21 protein-coding genes are annotated in these 19,534 nt (G+C 53.3%); all 21 read right to left on the reverse strand.

Annotation, left to right across the window (positions count from 1 at the left end; genetic code table 11):
- On the reverse strand, positions 1-1,470 hold a 1,470-nt coding region (locus tag JJU47_RS06440), incomplete at its 3' end, for a proline--tRNA ligase (RefSeq protein ID WP_228617323.1).
- 31 nt (positions 1,471-1,501) lie between these two features.
- Positions 1,502-2,752 carry an RIP metalloprotease RseP gene (gene rseP, locus JJU47_RS06445; protein ID WP_228617326.1) on the reverse strand — a complete coding sequence of 417 codons (1,251 nt, stop codon included), beginning with the start codon at positions 2,750-2,752 and terminating at the stop codon, positions 1,502-1,504.
- Between the two features lie 16 nt (positions 2,753-2,768).
- Positions 2,769-3,914, reverse strand: coding sequence for a 1-deoxy-D-xylulose-5-phosphate reductoisomerase (gene dxr / locus JJU47_RS06450; RefSeq protein ID WP_228617329.1), 1,146 nt, complete (start codon positions 3,912-3,914; stop codon positions 2,769-2,771).
- A gap of 12 nt (positions 3,915-3,926) precedes the next feature.
- Positions 3,927-4,724, reverse strand: coding sequence for a phosphatidate cytidylyltransferase (locus JJU47_RS06455; protein WP_228617331.1), 798 nt, complete (start codon positions 4,722-4,724; stop codon positions 3,927-3,929).
- A complete protein-coding gene (locus JJU47_RS06460) occupies positions 4,721-5,461 on the reverse strand; it encodes an undecaprenyl pyrophosphate synthase (RefSeq protein WP_228617334.1) in 741 nt (246 codons plus the stop codon). The genes JJU47_RS06455 and JJU47_RS06460 overlap by 4 nt, the downstream gene beginning before the upstream one ends.
- An 83-nt stretch (positions 5,462-5,544) precedes the next feature.
- Complete coding sequence (gene frr, locus JJU47_RS06465; protein WP_228617337.1) at positions 5,545-6,105, reverse strand: ribosome recycling factor; 561 nt, start codon at positions 6,103-6,105, stop codon at positions 5,545-5,547.
- On the reverse strand, positions 6,102-6,827 hold the full coding sequence (gene pyrH, locus JJU47_RS06470) for a UMP kinase (RefSeq protein ID WP_228617339.1): 726 nt from the start codon (positions 6,825-6,827) through the stop codon (positions 6,102-6,104). The genes frr and pyrH overlap by 4 nt, the downstream gene beginning before the upstream one ends.
- A gap of 106 nt (positions 6,828-6,933) precedes the next feature.
- Positions 6,934-7,815, reverse strand: coding sequence for a translation elongation factor Ts (gene tsf, locus JJU47_RS06475; RefSeq protein ID WP_228617341.1), 882 nt, complete (start codon positions 7,813-7,815; stop codon positions 6,934-6,936).
- A gap of 117 nt (positions 7,816-7,932) precedes the next feature.
- Positions 7,933-8,673 carry a 30S ribosomal protein S2 gene (gene rpsB / locus JJU47_RS06480; RefSeq protein WP_021067146.1) on the reverse strand — a complete coding sequence of 247 codons (741 nt, stop codon included), beginning with the start codon at positions 8,671-8,673 and terminating at the stop codon, positions 7,933-7,935.
- A gap of 151 nt (positions 8,674-8,824) precedes the next feature.
- On the reverse strand, positions 8,825-9,184 hold the full coding sequence (locus tag JJU47_RS06485; RefSeq protein ID WP_228617343.1) for a hypothetical protein: 360 nt from the start codon (positions 9,182-9,184) through the stop codon (positions 8,825-8,827).
- Positions 9,185-9,196: 12 nt separating this feature from the next.
- Positions 9,197-9,967, reverse strand: coding sequence for a FliA/WhiG family RNA polymerase sigma factor (locus JJU47_RS06490; protein WP_228617345.1), 771 nt, complete (start codon positions 9,965-9,967; stop codon positions 9,197-9,199).
- Between the two features lie 12 nt (positions 9,968-9,979).
- Complete coding sequence (locus tag JJU47_RS06495) at positions 9,980-10,465, reverse strand: chemotaxis protein CheD (RefSeq protein ID WP_228617347.1); 486 nt, start codon at positions 10,463-10,465, stop codon at positions 9,980-9,982.
- Positions 10,458-11,057, reverse strand: coding sequence for a chemotaxis protein CheC (locus tag JJU47_RS06500; protein ID WP_228617349.1), 600 nt, complete (start codon positions 11,055-11,057; stop codon positions 10,458-10,460). Before JJU47_RS06500 ends, JJU47_RS06495 begins: the two co-directional genes overlap by 8 nt.
- Positions 11,047-11,478 carry a chemotaxis protein CheW gene (locus JJU47_RS06505; protein ID WP_024370124.1) on the reverse strand — a complete coding sequence of 144 codons (432 nt, stop codon included), beginning with the start codon at positions 11,476-11,478 and terminating at the stop codon, positions 11,047-11,049. Before JJU47_RS06505 ends, JJU47_RS06500 begins: the two co-directional genes overlap by 11 nt.
- 12 nt (positions 11,479-11,490) lie before the next feature.
- A complete protein-coding gene (locus JJU47_RS06510; RefSeq protein ID WP_228617351.1) occupies positions 11,491-13,467 on the reverse strand; it encodes a chemotaxis protein CheA in 1,977 nt (658 codons plus the stop codon).
- Between the two features lie 19 nt (positions 13,468-13,486).
- Positions 13,487-14,326 (reverse strand): MinD/ParA family protein, encoded by an 840-nt coding sequence (locus JJU47_RS06515; protein ID WP_228617353.1) that lies wholly within the window; start codon positions 14,324-14,326, stop codon positions 13,487-13,489.
- Entirely contained in the window at positions 14,305-15,372 is a 1,068-nt protein-coding gene (locus JJU47_RS06520; protein ID WP_228617356.1) for a flagellar biosynthesis protein FlhF, read from the reverse strand. The genes JJU47_RS06515 and JJU47_RS06520 overlap by 22 nt, the downstream gene beginning before the upstream one ends.
- Entirely contained in the window at positions 15,373-17,346 is a 1,974-nt protein-coding gene (gene flhA / locus JJU47_RS06525) for a flagellar biosynthesis protein FlhA (protein WP_483298120.1), read from the reverse strand. It lies immediately after the preceding gene.
- A gap of 58 nt (positions 17,347-17,404) precedes the next feature.
- Positions 17,405-18,496 carry a flagellar biosynthesis protein FlhB gene (flhB, locus tag JJU47_RS06530; RefSeq protein WP_228617361.1) on the reverse strand — a complete coding sequence of 364 codons (1,092 nt, stop codon included), beginning with the start codon at positions 18,494-18,496 and terminating at the stop codon, positions 17,405-17,407.
- Entirely contained in the window at positions 18,493-19,263 is a 771-nt protein-coding gene (fliR, locus tag JJU47_RS06535) for a flagellar biosynthetic protein FliR (protein WP_228617364.1), read from the reverse strand. The genes flhB and fliR overlap by 4 nt, the downstream gene beginning before the upstream one ends.
- Positions 19,260-19,532, reverse strand: coding sequence for a flagellar biosynthesis protein FliQ (gene fliQ, locus JJU47_RS06540; RefSeq protein ID WP_034808874.1), 273 nt, complete (start codon positions 19,530-19,532; stop codon positions 19,260-19,262). Before fliQ ends, fliR begins: the two co-directional genes overlap by 4 nt.
- Between the last annotated feature and the right edge of the window lie 2 nt (positions 19,533-19,534).

Consider the following 19,534-nt stretch of genomic DNA (forward strand, 5'->3'; position numbering starts at 1 on the left):
AAGACGGTTCGACATTTCAAGTTGAGTCTCGGCTGTCGCGTTGAGCGCAATCAAATGCAAATCAAACGGTGCGACACTCTTCGGCCATACGATGCCGCGGTCGTCATGATGCTGTTCGACGATTGCCGAAAGCGTTCGCGAGACCCCGATGCCGTAACAACCCATGATCAACGGTTCAGCCCGGCCTTCTTCGTTCAAGAACGTCGCGCCCATCGCTTCTGAGTAACGCGTACCGAGCTTGAACACTTGTCCGACCTCGATGCCTCGTGCGAAACGAACCGGACCCGACTCGTCTGGCGCCATGTCGCCTTCGACGACGAAACGAAGATCATGATACGTCAAATCGGCGAGATCACGTTCCGCGTTGACGTGCAAGAAGTGCGTGTTCGCCTCGTTCGCGCCGCATACCGCGTCGACCAAATACTTGACGGCATAGTCGGCAACGACTTTGACCGGAGCGTTGATCGGTCCGAGCGTCCCTGGCTCACATCCGAACAGCTCGATGATGTTCGCCTCGTCCTCCATTTGGATATCGAGCCCGCCGAGCGCGTTTTTCACTTTGACATCGTTCGCTTCGTGATCACCGCGGACGATCGCCATAACCGTCTCACCGTCAACGTTGAAGAGGACCGATTTAATCGTCGTCATTACATCGACATCAAGGAAACGGGCGACGTCTTCGATCGTCTTGTTGTCTTCTGTGTCGACTTTCTCAAGCGGCGACACGTCACCTGTCTGCATCTCGTAACGGTCTAACGTCTCTGCCATCTCGATGTTCGCGGCGTAAGAAGACGAGTCTGTGTAGACGATCGTATCTTCCCCGATCGCAGCGAGCGCTTGGAACTCATGCGTATCTTTCCCGCCGATCGCCCCTGAGTCCGCCACGACCGGACGATACTCTAGGCCGACACGGTCGAAGATGCGTGAGTAGGCGTTGTACATGTTGTCATACTCTTCATCCAAACCGGCTTGGTCTGCATGGAACGAGTACGCGTCTTTCATCAAAAACTCACGGCCGCGGAGCAGGCCGAAACGTGGGCGACGCTCATCGCGATACTTCGCTTGGATTTGGTACAAGTTGACCGGCAACTTCTTATACGAGTTCAACTCGTCACGAACGATTGAAGTGATCAACTCTTCGTGTGTCGCCCCGAGAGCGAAGCGGCGGTCATGACGGTCCGTCAACCGCATCAGTTCTGGACCGTAAATTCCCCAGCGGCCCGTCTCTTCCCATAACTCGGCCGGTTGGATCGCCGGCATGAGCAACTCCTGGGCTCCGGCCCGGTTCATTTCTTCACGGATGACCGTTTGAATGTTTTGCAACACCCGATGACCGAGTGGCAAGTATGAATAAATGCCGGCCGCATTTTGACGAATAAATCCTCCACGGACGAGAAGCTGGTGGCTGATCGCTTCAGCATCAGCAGGAACTTCTCGAAGTGTTGGCATAAGCAATCTCGATTGTTTCATAGGTATCAACGTTTCCCTTCTCTAACACGTTCTATTTGAAAAATGATTGGATGTCGTTCCAAGTGACGATGAGCATGAGCAACATGAGCAAGGCAAAACCGATGAAGTGGACAAACCCTTCCTTCTTTGGATCGATCGGCCGTCCGCGCACCGCTTCGAACAAGAGGAAAATCAATCTTCCTCCGTCGAGGGCCGGGAGCGGCAACAAGTTGAAGATTGCCAAGTTGACGGACAAGAGTGCCGTCCAGTTGAGGAGCATGATGAGCCCGCTCGCTGCGACTTCGTCCGTCATGCGGACGATGCCGACCGGCCCTGCCAATTGGTCGACGCCGACTTGTCCGGTCACTAAGTCACCGACAGCCGAAAAGATGAGCGTCGACATCGTCCACGTCGTCTCGGCCCCGGTCGTGAACGCTTTCGTCGGCGACCGTTCGAGTGCGTTCGTGACCCCTAAGATCCCGACCGTCTCCCCGTTTTGTTCGAGCGGTTGCGGCGTTAACGTCACCGTCTGTTCTGCACCGTCACGGACGTACGTCACTTCTGTCGGCACATCAGCCCGGTCTGCGAGCGCCGAGCGTAGGTCGGCCCAATTGTCGAGCTCGTTCCCTTCGATCGATACAATTTCATCACCGGCCATGAGCCCGGCTTCGGCCGCGGCTGATTCCGGTTGGACCGTCCCGATTTGGCCATCATCCGTCGGTGTTCCTTGGACGAGGCCGACGATGACCAACAAGATGAAGGCGAGGACGAAGTTCATCGCCGGGCCGGCCGCGATGGCGAGCACACGTTTCCACACGGACTGGGCCCCGAACGTACGGTCATACGGAGCGATTTGAATTTCCATGCCCTGGTCGACGAGGAGCGTCTCGCGCTCGAGTTCGTAGACCCGGACCTCTTCATCGACGAGAAGTTGCACTTTCAATTCACGAATCGAATCAAATTTATCAACAGTCCCGACGACGTGAATGTCCGTCGCTTGGTCCGGCTGAAAATAGACACGATCGACCGTACCTGTCTTCGTCAAACGCAAACCGACGTGTTGGCCCGCTTTCACTTCAATCGGTTCAAAATCTTCTCCTGCCATTTTGACGTATCCGCCGATCGGCAAGAGCCGGATCGTGTAGAGCGTCTCATTCTTTCTGAAAGACAGAATTTTCGGGCCGAAGCCGATTGCAAATTCATGACAGAGAATCCCTGCCCGTTTCGCCATGACGAGGTGGCCCCATTCATGGACTGAAATGAGTACCCCAAACATCAAAACGATGGCGATAAAAGTCGTCATTGTCTATTCCCCACCTTCACTTTCCTTGCTGAATCTGTTCGCGAACTGCTTGATCGACTTGTAAAATTTGTTCAAGCGTCGGTTCTTCAATCACTGTATGGGCTTCCATCGCTGCTTCGACGAGCCGCTCGATATCTAAAAAGGCGATCTCTCCGTTCAAGAACCGTTCGACGGCCGCTTCGTTCGCCGCGTTGAGCACTGTCGGCATCGAACCGCCGGCACGTCCGGCATCAAAGGCGAGTCGGAGCGCGGGATAACGTTCCACATCCGCTTCCGAAAAATGGAGCGTCCCGATTTCTCTCAAGTTTAACCGCTTGTTCCCTTCGATTTCAAGCCGTTTCGGTGCAGACAACGCATAAAGGATCGGTCCACGCATGTCCGGATTGCCGAGCTGTGCCATGACGGCAGCGTCTTTAAACTCGACCATCGAGTGGATGATCGACTCACGATGAAGCACCACTTCAATATCATTATAATCGATATCGAACAACCAGTGCGCCTCGATGACTTCGAGTCCTTTGTTGAACATCGTTGCCGAGTCGATCGTGATCTTTGCCCCCATCGACCAGTTCGGGTGATTGAGTGCCTGTTCGACGGTCACATCTCTCAAGTCGTCTCGTGTTTGGTCGCGGAAGCTGCCGCCTGATGCGGTCAAGATGATCTTCGCGACGTCTTCACGGCGTTCCCCGTTCAAACATTGATAGATGGCCGAATGTTCACTGTCGACCGGGAGCAAGTTGACCCCGTACTCTTTGACGGCGGCCATGACGAGATGCCCTGCCGTCACGAGCGTCTCTTTGTTCGCGAGCGCGATATCTTTTCCGGCTTTGATCGCAGCGAGCGTAGGCTCGAGTCCGACCGCTCCGACGACTGCCGTGACGACCACATCGGCCCGTTCTGCCGTCGCACATTCGATCAACCCTTCGAGTCCGATGAAAAAGAGTGGTTCGTATGTAAGGCGTGGCTTAAGTTGTTCGAGCACTTCGATATTTTTGGCGGATACGTATTTCGGACGGAGCCGGTTGATCCATTCTTCGGCCACCTCGATGTTCGTTCCGAACGCATAGGCTTCAAGTTCAAACAAGTCGGGGTGCTGCTCGATCACGTCGCACGTCTGTACGCCGATCGAGCCAGTCGCCCCGAGTAAGCTGATTCGCTTCATCTTGACACTCCTTTATAACAAATTGAAAATCCAAATGACGGTGAACACCGCGATCATACTGTCGAACCGGTCCAATATCCCGCCGTGACCCGGCAATAAATGTCCCGAGTCTTTCACGCCGTAATGACGCTTGTATGCCGATTGTACCAAATCTCCGAGTTGACCGACGACCGCGACGACGATGGCGAGGATGACGACTTCTGCAAGCGGCAAGATCGGATCGATCAAAATAAACAGTAAACCGATGATGATCGCCGAGACGATGCCACCGATTGCTCCTTCGATCGTCTTGTTCGGGCTGATCGACGGCCATAGTTTCGTTTTCCCGATCGCTTTGCCGGTGAAGTAAGCGCCAGAGTCGGTCGCCCAAATGATAAAGAGCACGAGGAGCACTTTGCTGAGTCCATCTTCTGACAGACGGACGAGGGCAAAGCTTGAGAAACCGATGACGAGGTATACCGCCGAGACGAAATAAAAGCTAGCGTCTTCATAGGTGAAGCGGTTTTTTGTCACAACCGTCCAAAACAGGAGCAACGTCAAACCGAGAATCATCCATTGATTGACGGACATCGGCAGTTCGCTCATGTCAATCTGCCGTTCGAACAACATCATCACGAACGGGAAGGCGACGAGTAGCGACGTCACGAGAAACGGGAACGCCGTCAGCTTGTGCTTGCGCATTAACGTGAACTCGCTCAATCCGATCAAGGCGAGCACCCCCATCAAGATGACGAACGGACTGCCGCCAAGGGCGATCAACGTCACGAAAATGGCGCCGGCCCAAAGACCGGTAATGATTCTTGTTTTCATGTCACACCACCAAATCGGCGTGTCCGCATGTTGTACGCTTCAATCGCTTCCACGAAATGGTCACGTTTGAACTCTGGCCATAATACGTCCGTGAAGTGTAGCTCGGCATACGCCCCTTGCCATAGCAAGAAGTTCGATAGGCGCTGTTCTCCGCTCGTACGAATGATCAAGTCCACGTCTTGCATGTTCGTCATGAGCCGTGTCCCGATCATCGCATCATCGATTTCGCTTGGCTGAATTCGTCCAGCCGCCACATCTTCGGCGATGAGACGCATCGCTTGGACGAGTTCATCACGGCCGCCGTAGTTCAAAGCAAAGACGAGGTCTAGCCCTGTGTTTGTCGCGGTCCGGGTCCGGGCCTCATCGACCGCCTCACGTGTGCCCCGGGGCAATCTCGTCACGTCTCCTGCGACGAGGACACGGACGTTTTGCTCATCGAGCTCTTTTAAATCCGTCTCCAAAAATTGCTTCGGCAACTTCATCAAGAAATTGACTTCTTCTTCCGGACGTGTCCAATTTTCTGTCGAGAACGCGTAAAGCGTCAACGACTTGATCCCAAGTTCTTGAGCCGTCCGGACTGACTCCCGGACCGATTTCATCCCTTCCCGGTGACCCATGATGCGGGGGAGCCCACGTTTCTTCGCCCAACGGCCGTTGCCGTCCATGATGATGGCGACGTGTTCAGGGATGCTCAATTCCGCCTCGGTCTTCGTGGTCGGATTCATCCATTTAAACATACTCTATCCTCCTGATTGTATGAAAGAGGGACCCTCTCAGTAAAAGGGTCCCCACACAGCTTTTTGGTATACCACTTCCGTGATTACACTTCCATGATTTCTTTTTCTTTGACCGCTGCAGACTCATCAATCTTTTTGATGTAAGAATCCGTTAACGTTTGAACGTCGTCCGCGTAACCGCGGAGATCGTCTTCCGTCAAGTCACCGTCTTTTTCGAGCTTCTTCAAGTTCTCGTTAGCGTCACGACGGACGTTACGGACCGCGACTTTCGCTTCTTCCGCATATTTCTTCGTGATTTTAACGAGTTCTTTACGGCGCTCTTCAGTCAAAGCCGGGATGGCGAGACGGATGACCGTACCGTCAGACGACGGCGACAAACCGAGGTCCGCTTTTTGAATCGCTTTCTCGACTTCCGAGACGAGTGATTTGTCCCACGGTTGAATCAAAAGCAGGCGCGCTTCTGGCGTGTTGATGTTTGCCACTTGGTTGAGTGGCGTCGGCACACCATAGTAATCGACTTGGACCGGGTCCAAAATCGATGCGCTCGCGCGGCCTGTGCGGAGCGTCCCGAAGTCGCGTTTAAGTGCGCCGTGGGCTTTCTCCATTTTTTCTTCAGCAGTTTTCAACACTTCGTTTACACTCATGAATTGATTCCTCCTACTACCGTCCCGATATGTTCCCCGAGTACGACACGTTTAATGTTTCCTTCTTCAAGCAATGAGAATACAATTAGTGGAATGTGATTGTCCATACAGAGTGATGTCGCCGTCGAGTCCATGACTTGGAGACCGTCTTTGAGGACGTCCAAGTACGTGAGCGACTCGTATTTCACCGCTTCCGGGTCGTGTTTCGGGTCGGCCGAATAGACGCCGTCCACGTTGTTTTTCCCCATCAAGATGACATCAGCTTCAATCTCGGCTGCCCGAAGTGCAGCTGTCGTGTCTGTCGAGAAATACGGGTTGCCCGTTCCGGCCGCAAAGATGACGACACGCCCTTTTTCAAGGTGACGCATCGCACGGCGACGGATGTACGGTTCAGCGACTTGACGCATTTCAATCGATGTTTGGACGCGTGTTTGGACACCATGCGTTTCAAGGCTGTCTTGAAGCGCGAGGGAGTTGAGGACTGTCGCGAGCATGCCCATGTAATCGGCGTTCGCCCGGTCCATGCCGAGCTCGCTGCCGGTTTTGCCGCGCCAGATGTTGCCGGCGCCAACGACGACGGCGACTTCCACACCCATTTCCACGAGTTCTTTAATTTGTCCAGAAATCGAGTTGACGATCGATGGATCGATACCGTACCCTTGATCACCTGCGAGCGCTTCTCCACTCAATTTTAACACAATTCTCTTATATTTCGGTTCCATACTTTGCCTCCTCTTGCTTGAAAAAAGGGAACACGCTCCCTTAACGAACTAACTCAAGGTTATACAGACGTGTTCCCAATTTTGAATGCATCACGTGTGATGCAGATTATTTTTTAAGTTGGTTCATTACTTCTTCAGCAAAGTTTTCTTCGCGTTTTTCCATGCCTTCGCCGACTTCGAAACGTACGAACGAGTTGACACGGCCGCCTTTAGACTCTACATATTTCCCAACTTTGAAGTCAGCGTCTTTGACGAATGTTTGGTCTACGAGGCAGATTTCCTCGAAGTACTTGTTCATGCGTCCTGCGATCATCTTCTCGACGATGTTCGCTGGCTTGCCTTCGTTGAGTGCTTGCTCAGTCAAGACTTTCTTCTCGCGGTCAGCTTCTTCAGCAGAAACTTCGTCGCGTGTCGCGTAAAGTGGACGTGCTGCTGCTACGTGCATCGCTACGTCTTTTGCTACTGTCTCATCTGTCGTGCCGTCGATGATGACGACCGAACCGATGCGCCCACCCATGTGGAGGTACGTGCCGAACACAGCGTCGTCCGCTTTTTCAAGGATCGCGATACGACGAAGCGAGATTTTCTCTCCGATTGTCGAAGCTTCTTCTTGAATGTGTGTTTCGAGCGTTTTACCTGCTACGAATTCTGAAGCGAGTGCTTCTTCCACTGTCGTCGCGCCTGAAGCGAGGACTGCGTTAGCTACGTCTGAAACGAGTGTTTGGAACTTCTCGTTTTTCGCAACGAAGTCTGTTTCTGAGTTGACTTCGACGAGTGTAGCTTTGTTGCCGTCAACCGCTACTGCCGTCAAACCTTCTGCTGCGATGCGGTCGCCTTTAGCTGCTGCTTTAGCGATACCTTTTTCACGAAGGAAGTCGATTGCCGCTTGCATATCACCGTTTGTCTCAGTGAGTGCTTTTTTGCAATCGAGCATACCTGCTCCTGTTTTTTCACGAAGTTCTTTTACCATTGCTGCTGTAACTGCCATCGGAAATTCCTCCTTGTAACACTACAAATTTTTAAGAAGAAGGCACGGTGCCTTCGTATGCATGTCCTAAAAAAAGGTGATAAAAGGCTTTCCCTTTATCACCTGTTGTCTAACTGATTACTCAGCTTCTGTAGCTTCTGCTTCAGGTGCTACAGCTTCTTCAGCAACTTCTTCTTCGCCTTGTTTCGCTTCGATGATCGCATCAGCCATCTTCGAAGTGAGCAATTTAACCGCACGAATCGCATCGTCGTTCGCTGGGATAACGTAGTCGATTTCGTCTGGGTCACAGTTTGTGTCGACAATCGCAACGATTGGGATGTTCAATTTGTGAGCTTCTGCAATCGCGATCCGCTCTTTGCGTGGGTCAACGATGAAGAGTGCATCTGGAACGCCTGGCATATCTTTGATTCCGCCGAGGAACTTCTCAAGACGTGTCATTTCTTTTTTCAAGATGATGACTTCTTTCTTAGGAAGTACTTCGAACGTGCCGTCTGCTTCCATTTTCTCAAGCTGCTTCAAGCGGTTGATACGCTTTTTGATAGTTGAGAAGTTTGTGAGTGTTCCACCCAACCAACGCTCGTTGATGAAGTACATACCTGAACGGAGTGCTTCTTCTTTGATCGTGTCTTGAGCTTGTTTTTTCGTACCTACGAAGAGGACGTTGCCGCCTTCTGCCGCGAGTTCACGAACGAAGTTGTAAGCTTCGTCTACTTTTTTGACCGTCTTTTGAAGGTCGATGATGTAGATTCCGTTACGCTCCGTGAAGATGTATTTCGCCATTTTTGGGTTCCAACGGCGTGTTTGGTGACCGAAGTGGACACCTGCTTCGAGCAATTGCTTCATTGAAATTACTGCCATGATAAATTTCCTCCTTGTGGTTTAAAAAGTCCTCCGCCTCGTTCATCTTTGTACTCCGACCTTTCGGCACCGAGGAATACCATCCCGAGACGTGTGTGATGTGTTTAACACCGAAAATTACTATAGCATAAGTCACCGAATCCGGCAACTCTCACTTTTTACGAAGTTTGGCGTAAAGGGCGACTTCGCCTTCTCCTTTTCCGAGAAGACGTGCCGTCTCCCGCACGGAGTGATGAAGTAGAACATCCTCGACGAGGTGGCCGGTCGCCGGCGTTTCCGGCTCCACTTGGTCCGTTTCGCCTACCGTGACGGACATAGCGGGGACAGCAGATGGCTCACCCGCTTGCACGACGTCGTTCATTGATTCCATGAACGACAACAGCAGCTCCTCGGTTTCACGCTTCTCGGCCTCGAGTCGTTCCACCCGTTCTTTCAACGTCTGCAACTGCTTAAACGTGATGAGGAGGGCATAAGTAACGACGATGGCCGCGATGAGTAATACGATAGTCATCCGTTCTCCTCCTCACGATGTCTTTTCTTCTAAATAAGAGCGACCGAGCGCCCCTTTCAGTGTCTTCAGCGCTTTTGAATGGATTTGCGAGATGCGTGACGTCGACAAGTCGAGCACTTCGCCAATCTCGGTCAACGTCAACTCGTCAAAATAGAAAAGTGAAACGACGAGCCGTTCTTTTTCGGACAAGTGCTCGATTTCATTCGTCAACACATCGATGAGTTCGCGTTGCAAAAGTGTCTCTTCCGGTTTTTCTGAATCCGGGTCGAAATACGTGACGGACATGACTTTCCCTTCTTCTTGTAACGTCACCGCCTCATCAATCGACAACATGTTGGCGAAATAGCCTTCCGCCATCGCTTTCTCGATCTCGGAAACAGGCAACGCACAGGCGGCCGCCAATTCCTCTTTCGTCGGTGCGCGGTGCAGCGACTGCTCGAGCTGTTCGGCAATTTGGTCGATTTTTTTGACCCGCTCCCGGACCGAGCGCGGCAACCAGTCGATTTTCCGAAGTCCATCGATAATCGCCCCGCGAATCCGAAACGCCGCATACGTATCAAACTTATTGTTGTGTTCTGGATCATATTTCATGAGGGCATCGTACAATCCCATGTAACCCAAACTCTTCAATTCGTCGCGTTCGACGCTTTTTGGGAGCGTCACGATCATTCGTTGTACGTGATAATGGATGAGAAATTCATAATGAGATAATAGTTCGTTCGCCGTATCCATATCACGGTCACTGTTCCAACGATCCCACAACTGAGTAAGCTGAGTCGTCATGTCGATCCCCCCTTAAATTTCTTTTGTTCCTACACTGACAGTCCGAATCGATAAGACGGACGTCGCCACATCAAATTCGATCGTGCGACCGTTGTGGCCGCCGCAATCTTCGGCGACAAGCGGGATCCGATGCGCTTTCAACGCTTTTCGAATCGCTTCGGCGTTTCGCTCACCGATCCGCATCGCCTCGTTCTCATACTTGAATTGAAACATTTGGGCGCCTCCGGCCATTTTCGCCTGTAAGCGACTCGCCCCGGCCTGATTTAATGATTTCACGAGCGCATCGATTGCCGTATCGGCATACTTTCCTACCTCGATCGTCTGGTGTTTGCGGGCGATATTCGAATCCGGCAGCATGACGTGGGCCATCGCCGCCACTTGGGTGCGGACGTCGAACAAAATCACTCCGACACATGAGCCGAGACCGGCCGTGCGTAGTCGGTTCGGCGCCGTCGTCTGTTTCCATTCGGCGATGCCGATTTTGAGCACTTCAGCCATGGCCGAGCAACCGCCGTTCGATTTGTTCGAGTGAGCCGTGTGTCGGTAGGAACAACACGTGGCCCGCACTCACTTTGTCGTCAATCATGAACGTCGTGTCGATATATAGCGCCGCATCTTCTTCCGGTTGGACCGAAGTGACGACGAACTCGACGATCGAGCCGGCCATGTCGATTGCCGTCGCCGGCACTTGAATCATGATCGGCGTCATGAGCCAATCGCTCAAGGCACGGGCATACGCCCCGCTCATGATGTTTCCGATCTCTTCCCAGGCCGACTGGCCGAGCTCGTCTGCCGCAGCGAATGTGAACGGCGTCCCGATTAATGACGTGACCATCGTCTCGGCATCGTCGACCGGGAACAAGATGAGAATCATCCCGCTAATGTCACCACCGAGTTCGAGCAGGACGGACGCGACGTGCCGTTCCGGGCCGCCGACACGTTCTGGCAAATAAGTGATCGGCTCCATCTCGGCGGAAGAGACAGTGATATTGACCGGTTTTGCCAACAGCGTTGACAACGCCGTGGCGGCATGGCCGGATCCGATATTACCGAGCTCTTTCAACAAATCTTGTTCAAACTCACTCAGCATGCTGGTCCTCGAACAAGGCGTTGGCGTCGAGAAGCGAGAACAGCTTGTCTTCCCCTTTCGCGATCGCCGTCAAATGCGCCGACAACATATCCTGACTCGATTCCGGGATCGGCTCGATGCGTACGTCGTCACTTTCGACGACTTCATTGGCTCGATCGACGATGAACCCGGCGTCTCCTTGGTTTAAGGAGGCGATGAGAATGCGCGTCTCGTCCGTCGCTTCGATTTCTTCGTATCCGAGACGGAGGCGAAGATCAATCACCGGAGTGACGACCCCGCGCAAGTTGATGACACCTTTCACGTGTGCCGGGGCGTTCGGGACCCGGGTCACCGGTTGCAGACGCTCAATCGAACGGACCGATTGGACATCGATGCCGTACGTATTGTCTGCGAGTGAGAAGACTACCCATTTTTGTTCCATCATTCTTCCTCCTTAAAAGAGATCGTTGCTGTCGACGATCAAGGCGACACGCCCGTCTCCAAGAATCGTTGCACCTGAGATCGCCGGGATGCCTTCTAAATAAGACCCGAGCGGTTTCATGACAATTTCTTGCTGGCCAATCAAATCGTTCACGACGACACCGACGAGTTTGTTCCCTTTGCGCACGACGACGACCGGGAATTGTGACTTCGTCTCGGCGTCAATGCCGAACATCTCTTTCAAATAGACGAGCGGCACGAGTTGTCCCCGGAAATCGAAGACGCGTTCACGGTGGGCCGTCAAAATATCGGCCTCATCGAGTAGCGTCGTCTCAAGGATCGACGAGAGCGGGATGGCATACGTCTCATCCCCGGCTAACACGAGCATCGCAGAGATGATCGACAGCGTGAGCGGGAGGCTGACTTGGAACTTCGTCCCTTGACCGACGACCGTCTCTAGTGAGACGACACCGCCGAGTGATTCGATTTTATTTTTAACGACGTCCAATCCGACGCCGCGGCCTGACAAGTCCGTGACGACGTCCGCCGTTGAGAACCCCGGCGCAAAGATGAGCATCGCCAGTTCATTGTCCGACATTGCCGCCGCTTCCTCGGCTGTGAGGACGCCGCGTTCGAGCGCTTTGGCCCGGACTTTATCGACGTTGATGCCGGCACCATCGTCCTCGATTTCAATGAAGACGCGGTTGCCGCCATGATAAGCTCGCAGTGACAATTTACCTTGTTTGTCTTTCCCGGCTTGTTCACGCACTTCAGGCAACTCGATCCCGTGGTCGATCGCGTTACGGATCAAGTGGACGAGCGGGTCGCCGATCTCATCGATGACGGTCCGGTCGAGTTCGGTCTCGGCGCCTGTAATATCAAGTTGAACTTTTTTGTGAATGTCTTTTGCGACCGAGCGCACCATCCGCGGGAAGCGGTTGAACACTTGCTCGATCGGCATCATACGAAGCGTCAAAACGAGTGATTGCAGCTCGTTCGTCCCTCGTTTGATTTTCTCGACCGTCTCATTCAACTCCGGCTGGCCGACTTCGTCGGCGAGGCGCTCGAGACGTCCGCGGTCGATGATGAACTCTTCGAACAAGTTCATGAGCCGGTCGATCCGCTCTAAATTGACCCGAATCGTCTTCGCCTGGGCGACGGGCTGTTCTTTCACTTCTTCGGCTTCTTGCGCGGACGGTTGCGGCTTCACTTCAGGCACAGCGACCGCTTCGGCGCTCGCCGCGACTTCCGGTACGCTCTCATGTTCACTCGTGAACACCGTCACGTGCACCCGGTCGACTTCCGATACTTGCGACACCGCATGCTCGATCACTTCAGCCGACTCTTGCGACAAGAACAACACCTCGAACGAAAGCTCGAACTGTTCTTGTTCAATCGCTTCTGTGTCCGGTACCGTCCGAACGACTTCACCGAGCTCTTGCAGGCGATCGAACACCATGTAAGCCCGGGCTGCTTTCAACACGACCGCGTCCGACAGTTTGACGCTTAGCTGGAACGCCTCGAAACCGGTCTGTTTCGCTTGCTCAACGACTGAATCGGTGTACAAGTCGACGGTAAACGGCGAGACCGCCTCGACGGCTTCGGTCTCTTCTTGGCCGATGAACGACTGGAACGCCTTCACTGTCGCACCGACGTCGACATTCGAGCCGCTGCCGCCGCTCTCGATATTGGCAATCATCTCTTCGATTTGCTCCATTGCCGAGAACATCGTATCGAGCAACAGTTGGTTGCTTTCTTTCTTTCCGCCTCGAACGAGGTCGAGCGCGCTCTCCATCTCGTGCGTCAAATTGGCGACATGTTCATACCCCATCGTCGCCGACATCCCTTTGAGTGTGTGCGCCGAGCGGAAAATCTCTTGGACCGCTTCAAAACTTCCCGTCTGCTCGAGCTTCAACAACTGTGTGTTGACCGACTGGATATGCTCTTGTGCCTCATCTAAAAACAACCCTAAGTATTCGTTCACGTCCATCTATATTGCCTCCCTGTCGTTAGACTCGGTTCCACTGGCGTCGTAAGTTCCCCACTAAGCGATCCATGAAGTGACGCGGCTTAGGCGGCGTCCCGGTGAGCGTCGTCAATACACGCTCGAGTCGCCAACTGATGTCACTCTTCCGGTCGAATTCATAAAACGGGACTTGGGCGATGACCGCTTTTCTAACAGACGGGTCATCGGGTAAATAGCCGAGGAATCGAATCGATTTATTTAAAAATTGCTTACATGCGACTTCCATTCGTTCAAAACATTGAAGCGCCTCGTCTCCGGACTGGGCACGATTGACGATGACCCCGAGCGGTAGATCCGCATATTGCTGATGGACGAGTTTCGTGTACGCGTAGCCGTCCATGAGCGACGTCGGCTCAGGTGTCAAAATTAAAAACATCTCATCGCATCCAGCGATGAACTGAAGCGACGTGTCGGTCGCTCCGGCTCCCATGTCAAATAAGACATAGTCATAGTCGGTCAACACTTCAAGTTCTCGCATTAAAAATTGCATGTCGCTGTCTGAGAATTGGACCAACGCATCGAGTCCGCTTCCCCCATGTAATATATCGACACCATGGACGTCTTTCTGAACAGAGGAGACGAGTGGAATCCGAGCTTTCACAGAATCGACCATCGTTCTAGAACGTGACGCATTCAACAGGATGTGTACGTTCGCCATGCCGAGGTCGAGGTCGACGATCAAGACGCGTTTTCCAAGTTCGACAAGCCCGATCGCCGTGTTGACACAGACGTTCGTCTTTCCGACCCCGCCTTTGCCGCTAGCGAAGGCGATGGTCGTCGGTGTGCGATCCGTTTTTGCCCTTAGACGCCTTGCTTGGTCCATCGCGGCCACCCTTCTTTCTGAAGCATCTTCCGAGTGAGTCGCTCCGGCGTACCTTCAACGAGGTCGTCCGGCACTTCTTGTCCGTCCGTCAACCAAGCGACCGGAAGACCGCTGTCGCGGACGAGCTTATACATGGCATGGATGTCGCTCGTCTCATCCGCTTTTGTAAAGATGAGCGACCCGAGCGGCAATTGCTCGAACTGGCTATAGATCATCTCCATGTCTTTTAACTTCGATGTCAGACTGAGGACGAGCGACAAGTTCGTCTCCGAAAAGTCGTGATGTTGGTGGAACTGTTCGACATACGCCTCGTCACGGAAGTTGCGGCCGGCTGTGTCGATCAACACGATGTCTTTCCGGGCGAACAGTTGCTTCGCCCGTTTGAAGTCATCGAAGTCGTACGCCACTTCGACCGGGATGTTCAAAATCTCAGCGTACGTCTTGAGCTGCTCGATGGCGGCGATTCGATACGTGTCGGTCGTGATCAACCCGACCGTCTTGCCTTCGTCGAGTTTATAATGCGCGGCCAGTTTCGCGAGCGTCGTCGTCTTGCCGACACCGGTCGGTCCGACGAGCATGACGTAACGCAGCGTGTCAGGGACGGGCGGAAAGGCACGTTCAATCTGGTCGTGGACGAACTGTTCGACGGCCTCGACCGATTTCTTCGTGTAAAACAGCTCGTTGATCGGTTCTTCCCAAGCCGTCCCGTGGAACGACTCTGTCGCGAGCAACGCCTCGATATGCTCCATCCCGACCGGTAAACGCCGCGGGGCGGATAATACCGGCGATGGTTCCGGGATCGGCTTTAGCTTTCGTGCTTCCGGTGCGGTCGGACGTTTCACCGTTTGCGCTTCCGTCCGTGGCTTCGTGTGGAGCGGCGCTTTTTCGAGCGCGGCGATGACTTCGACTTGTTTTGAAGCGAATAAGCCGAACCAGCCCGTCTTCACTTGACGCGAGTTCAAAATGACGGCCTCGTCACCGAGTTCTTGCTTCACTTTCGCCATCGCCTCGGTCATCGTCTTGCCGGTAAATTTTTTGATTTGCATTTAAATCACCCCAATACTTTTCACTTCGACCGAACTGAGCAGTTCGTTATAGGCGAGCACCGGTACGTCCGGATAGTAACGCTCGAGCAGTTGTCTGACGAATAAACGAATCGTCGGAGAACAGAGGATGACGGCCGAGGCGCCATAGCGTTCGAACATCGACAGCTGTTCGCCCGAGCGTTCGATGATCTCGCGCGCTTGATCGGGATCGAGCGCCAAGTAATTCCCGAACTCCGTCTTCTGGACAGCATCTTGGATGAGCTGTTCCGTCTGTCCTCCGAGAGTGACGACGTACAACGGTCCATCCGGCGGGCTGACTTGGTCGGTCAGTTGACGGGACAGGCCTTGACGACAGTATTCCCCGAGAATCTCGGCATCTTTCGTCACTTTGCCGTAGTCGGCCATCGTCTCAAACAAGAGCGGCAAGTTGCGAATCGAGACGTGCTCTTTCAGCAGATGGCGAAGCACTTTTTGAATGTCCCCGATCGACAAGACGGACGGCGTGACGTCTTCGACGAGCACCGGGTGCGTCTCTTTCAAATGTTCGACAAGTTGTTTCGTCTCTTCCCGGCCGAGAAGATCCGACGCGTGTTTCTTGAGCGTTTCCGTCAAATGCGTCGCCACGACCGACGGCGGGTCGACGACGGTGTAACCGCTCATCTCGGCGCGGGTGCGCGTCTCTTCATCGATCCAGAGGGCAGGCAAGCCGAAAGCTGGTTCCGTCGTTTCGATGCCGTATACTTCCGGGTCTTCGATCCCTGGGCTCATCGCCAAGTAGTGATCGAGTAACAGTTCTCCTTCGGCGACGACGTTGCCTTTCACTTTGATCCGATACGCGTTCGGCGACAGTTGCAAATGGTCACGGATGCGGACCGTCGGCAAGATGAAGCCTAGTTCGAGAGCGAGCTGACGGCGAATCATGACGACGCGGTCGAGCAGGTCGCCGCCTTGCGATTCATCGGCAAGCGGGATCAACCCGTATCCGAACTCGAACTCGATCGCATCGATTTGAAGGAGCGAGACGACCGTCTCCGTCGGTGCGGCCGGTTCTTCATCGGGCAGCGGTTGTTCGACGGCCCGTTTCATATTGCGCCTCATCGCATACGCCCCGTAAAAGGCGACGCCGGCGATGAGGATCGTCACCGGAAGCAGGCTCGGTGAAATGAAGCCGAGCATGATGACGATTGATCCTGCGATGTAAAGCAGCGTCGGGTTTTGCCCGAGCTGGTCGACGACGTCTTCACCGAGATTGCCGTCCGAGACGGCACGGGTGACGATAATACCAGTCGCCGTCGAGATGAGGAGCGCCGGGATCTGTCCGACGAGCCCGTCTCCGATCGTCATGAGCGAGAACGTTTGAAAAGCTTGCCCGACCGGGAGACCCATTTGGACCGTCCCGATGATAATCCCGAAAATCAAGTTGATGACGACGATGATGATCCCGGCGATGGCGTCTCCTTTTACAAACTTCGAGGCCCCGTCCATCGACCCATAAAAGTCGGCCTCACTTTGAATCTTTTTGCGCCGAAGTTGCGCTTGTTTGTCGTCGATCAACCCCGAGTTCAAATCGGCATCGATGGCCATCTGTTTCCCTGGCATCGCATCGAGCGTGAAGCGGGCCGATACTTCCGACACCCGTTCCGCCCCTTTTGTGATGACGACGAATTGGATGATGACGAGGATGAGGAAGACGACGAATCCGACGAGCACGTTTCCGCCGACGACAAAGTTCCCGAACGTGGCGATGACTTCTCCGCCGTAGCCGTTCGATAAAATCGAGCGCGTCGTCGAGACGTTCAATCCGAGACGGAACAACGTCACGATCAGTAAGAGCGACGGGAAGACCGAGAAATCAAGCGCTTCCCTCGCGTTCATGGCCACGAGCAAGATGAGCAGCGCAATCAATATATTGACAATGATCAAAAAATCTAACATGAACCCCGGTAACGGGATGACGAGCATGACGACGATCATGAGAACGCCAATCAATACCGCAAAATCTTTAGCTTTTACAGCCAACACATACTCCTCCTCAAGACGGTTGTTTCAGTTGGTAGACGAACGCGAGTACTTCGGCGATCGCTTGATAGAACGACTCGTCGACGACTTCTCCAATCTCCATTTGCGCGTATAAGGCGCGGGCGAGCGGTTTATTCTCGACGATCGGGATCTCGTGTTCTTTTGCCACATCGCGAATATGGAACGCGACGCGGTCGACTCCTTTGGCAACGACGAGCGGCGCAAAATCTTTTTGATCGTCATACCGAATGACGACGGCAAAATGGGTCGGGTTCGTGATGACGACGTCCGCGTTCGGAATCTCTTGCATCATCCGGCGCATCGCCATCTCCCGCTGCTGTTGCTTGATTTTCGACTTGATGAGCGGGTCCCCTTCGCTGTTTTTATACTCGTCTTTAATGTCTTGCTTGGACATCCGAATCGACTTTTCAAAGTCAAACCGTTGATAGAAAAAGTCGAACAGTGCGAGTGCGAGCAACGCGACGCTCACCCAAAGTCCGAGTTCGATCGTCATGCTCGCGAGCGCCACGATCGATTCACGAACGTGTTCGACAGCCATGCGGGACAGCTTTTCTTGGTTTTGCCAAAGGACGGTGACAGCGGTCGTCAGGATCATCAATAATTTGAATAAGGACTTTAAAAATTCGACGACCGCTTTCATGCTGACAATCCGTTTGACCCCTTTGAGCGGGTCGATTCGTTCGAGCTTCGGTTGAATCGCTTCCGTCGAGAAGAGCGGCCCGATCTGCAAGTAGTTGACCAAGACGCCGAACACGACCGCGACGATGAAGAACGGGGCCAAAATGAGCCCGACGCGAAGCAACAAGTCGACGAGCATACCGGCCATGCCGTTTGACAAGTCGGTCAATAAATAGCTCGGTCCGAGCAAATCTTTCGTCAACGTGAACAGTTGTTTCCCGATGAACGGCCCGAGAAACGAGAGCATGAGAAACATGGCAAACAAGGCGAAAGCACCGGTCAAGTCGGCTGATTTGGCAACTTGGCCTTTCTTTCGTGAGTCTTGACGTTTTCGTGGGGTCGCTTTTTCCGTTTTTTCTCCTGCAAAAAACTGAAGATCGACCGATAAAGAATATAGAGGCTTCATGAAACGTCTCCTAACAGCGACATAAAATCACGCAACACGTCTTGCAACAACGGGATGAACTGGCTGATGCCGTTCAACGTCAGGCCCATCATGACGACCATGACCGAAAACCCGGCGATGAGTTTAAATGAAAAACCGATCGCGAAAATGTTGAACTGCGGCGCCGATTTTGCTAAAAAGCCGAGCGCCAAGTCGACGAGCAGGAGCGACGCCATCATCGGCAGGGCGAGCTGCAAGGCGACGAGCATCGTCATCGTGACGACTTTCACCGCCATCATGAGTGACGCCTCGGTGAAGTTGATCATCGGTTGACCGGGTGGATAGATTTGAAAACTGTAATAAATCCCGTCAATCAATAGTAAGTGCAAGTTCGTCGACAGCATGATGAACAGCGTGAAAATATAGTAAAACCGTCCAATGAGTGGAGATTGTCCCCCAAACATCGGGTCGTATGCCGAGGCCATCGCCAAACCTAACTGCAAGTCGATGACACCGCCGGCGATTTGCGGGGCGAAGAACAATATATTGATCAAGATGCCGAGCAACAGCCCGATGAGCACTTCATACAACACTTGCACGATGAACGCCTCGCTCATCTGAATCGGTTCCGTCACGGTGAACATCGCATAATAAGCGAGCAACGCACTGAACGCGACGCGGTGCATGACGGGTAGTTGGCGTGACGAGAACAATGGGACGCTGACGAAAAAGCCGGATAGCCGTGCGAACGTCAAACCGTAAAGACTGATAAAGTCGACCGCATTCATTTCGAGGCAACCTCGACCATCAGTTCAAAGATCATCCGCGTAAACCCTTCAATTTGTTGCAACATCCACGGACCGAAGATGACGAGCCCGATAAAGACCGAAACGATCTTTGGGACGAAAGAGAGCGTCTGCTCTTGAATTTGTGTCGTCGCCTGTAATATCGAAATAACAAGACCGACGACGAGGGAGATGAGCAGCAGCGGCATCGCAATCTTGAGCAATGTCCACACACTCTCTGTCGCCAAATAAATGACCATTTCCTGCGTCATAT

Source organism: Exiguobacterium sp. (assembly GCF_020832205.1).
In the GTDB taxonomy this organism is placed as follows: domain Bacteria; phylum Bacillota; class Bacilli; order Exiguobacteriales; family Exiguobacteriaceae; genus Exiguobacterium.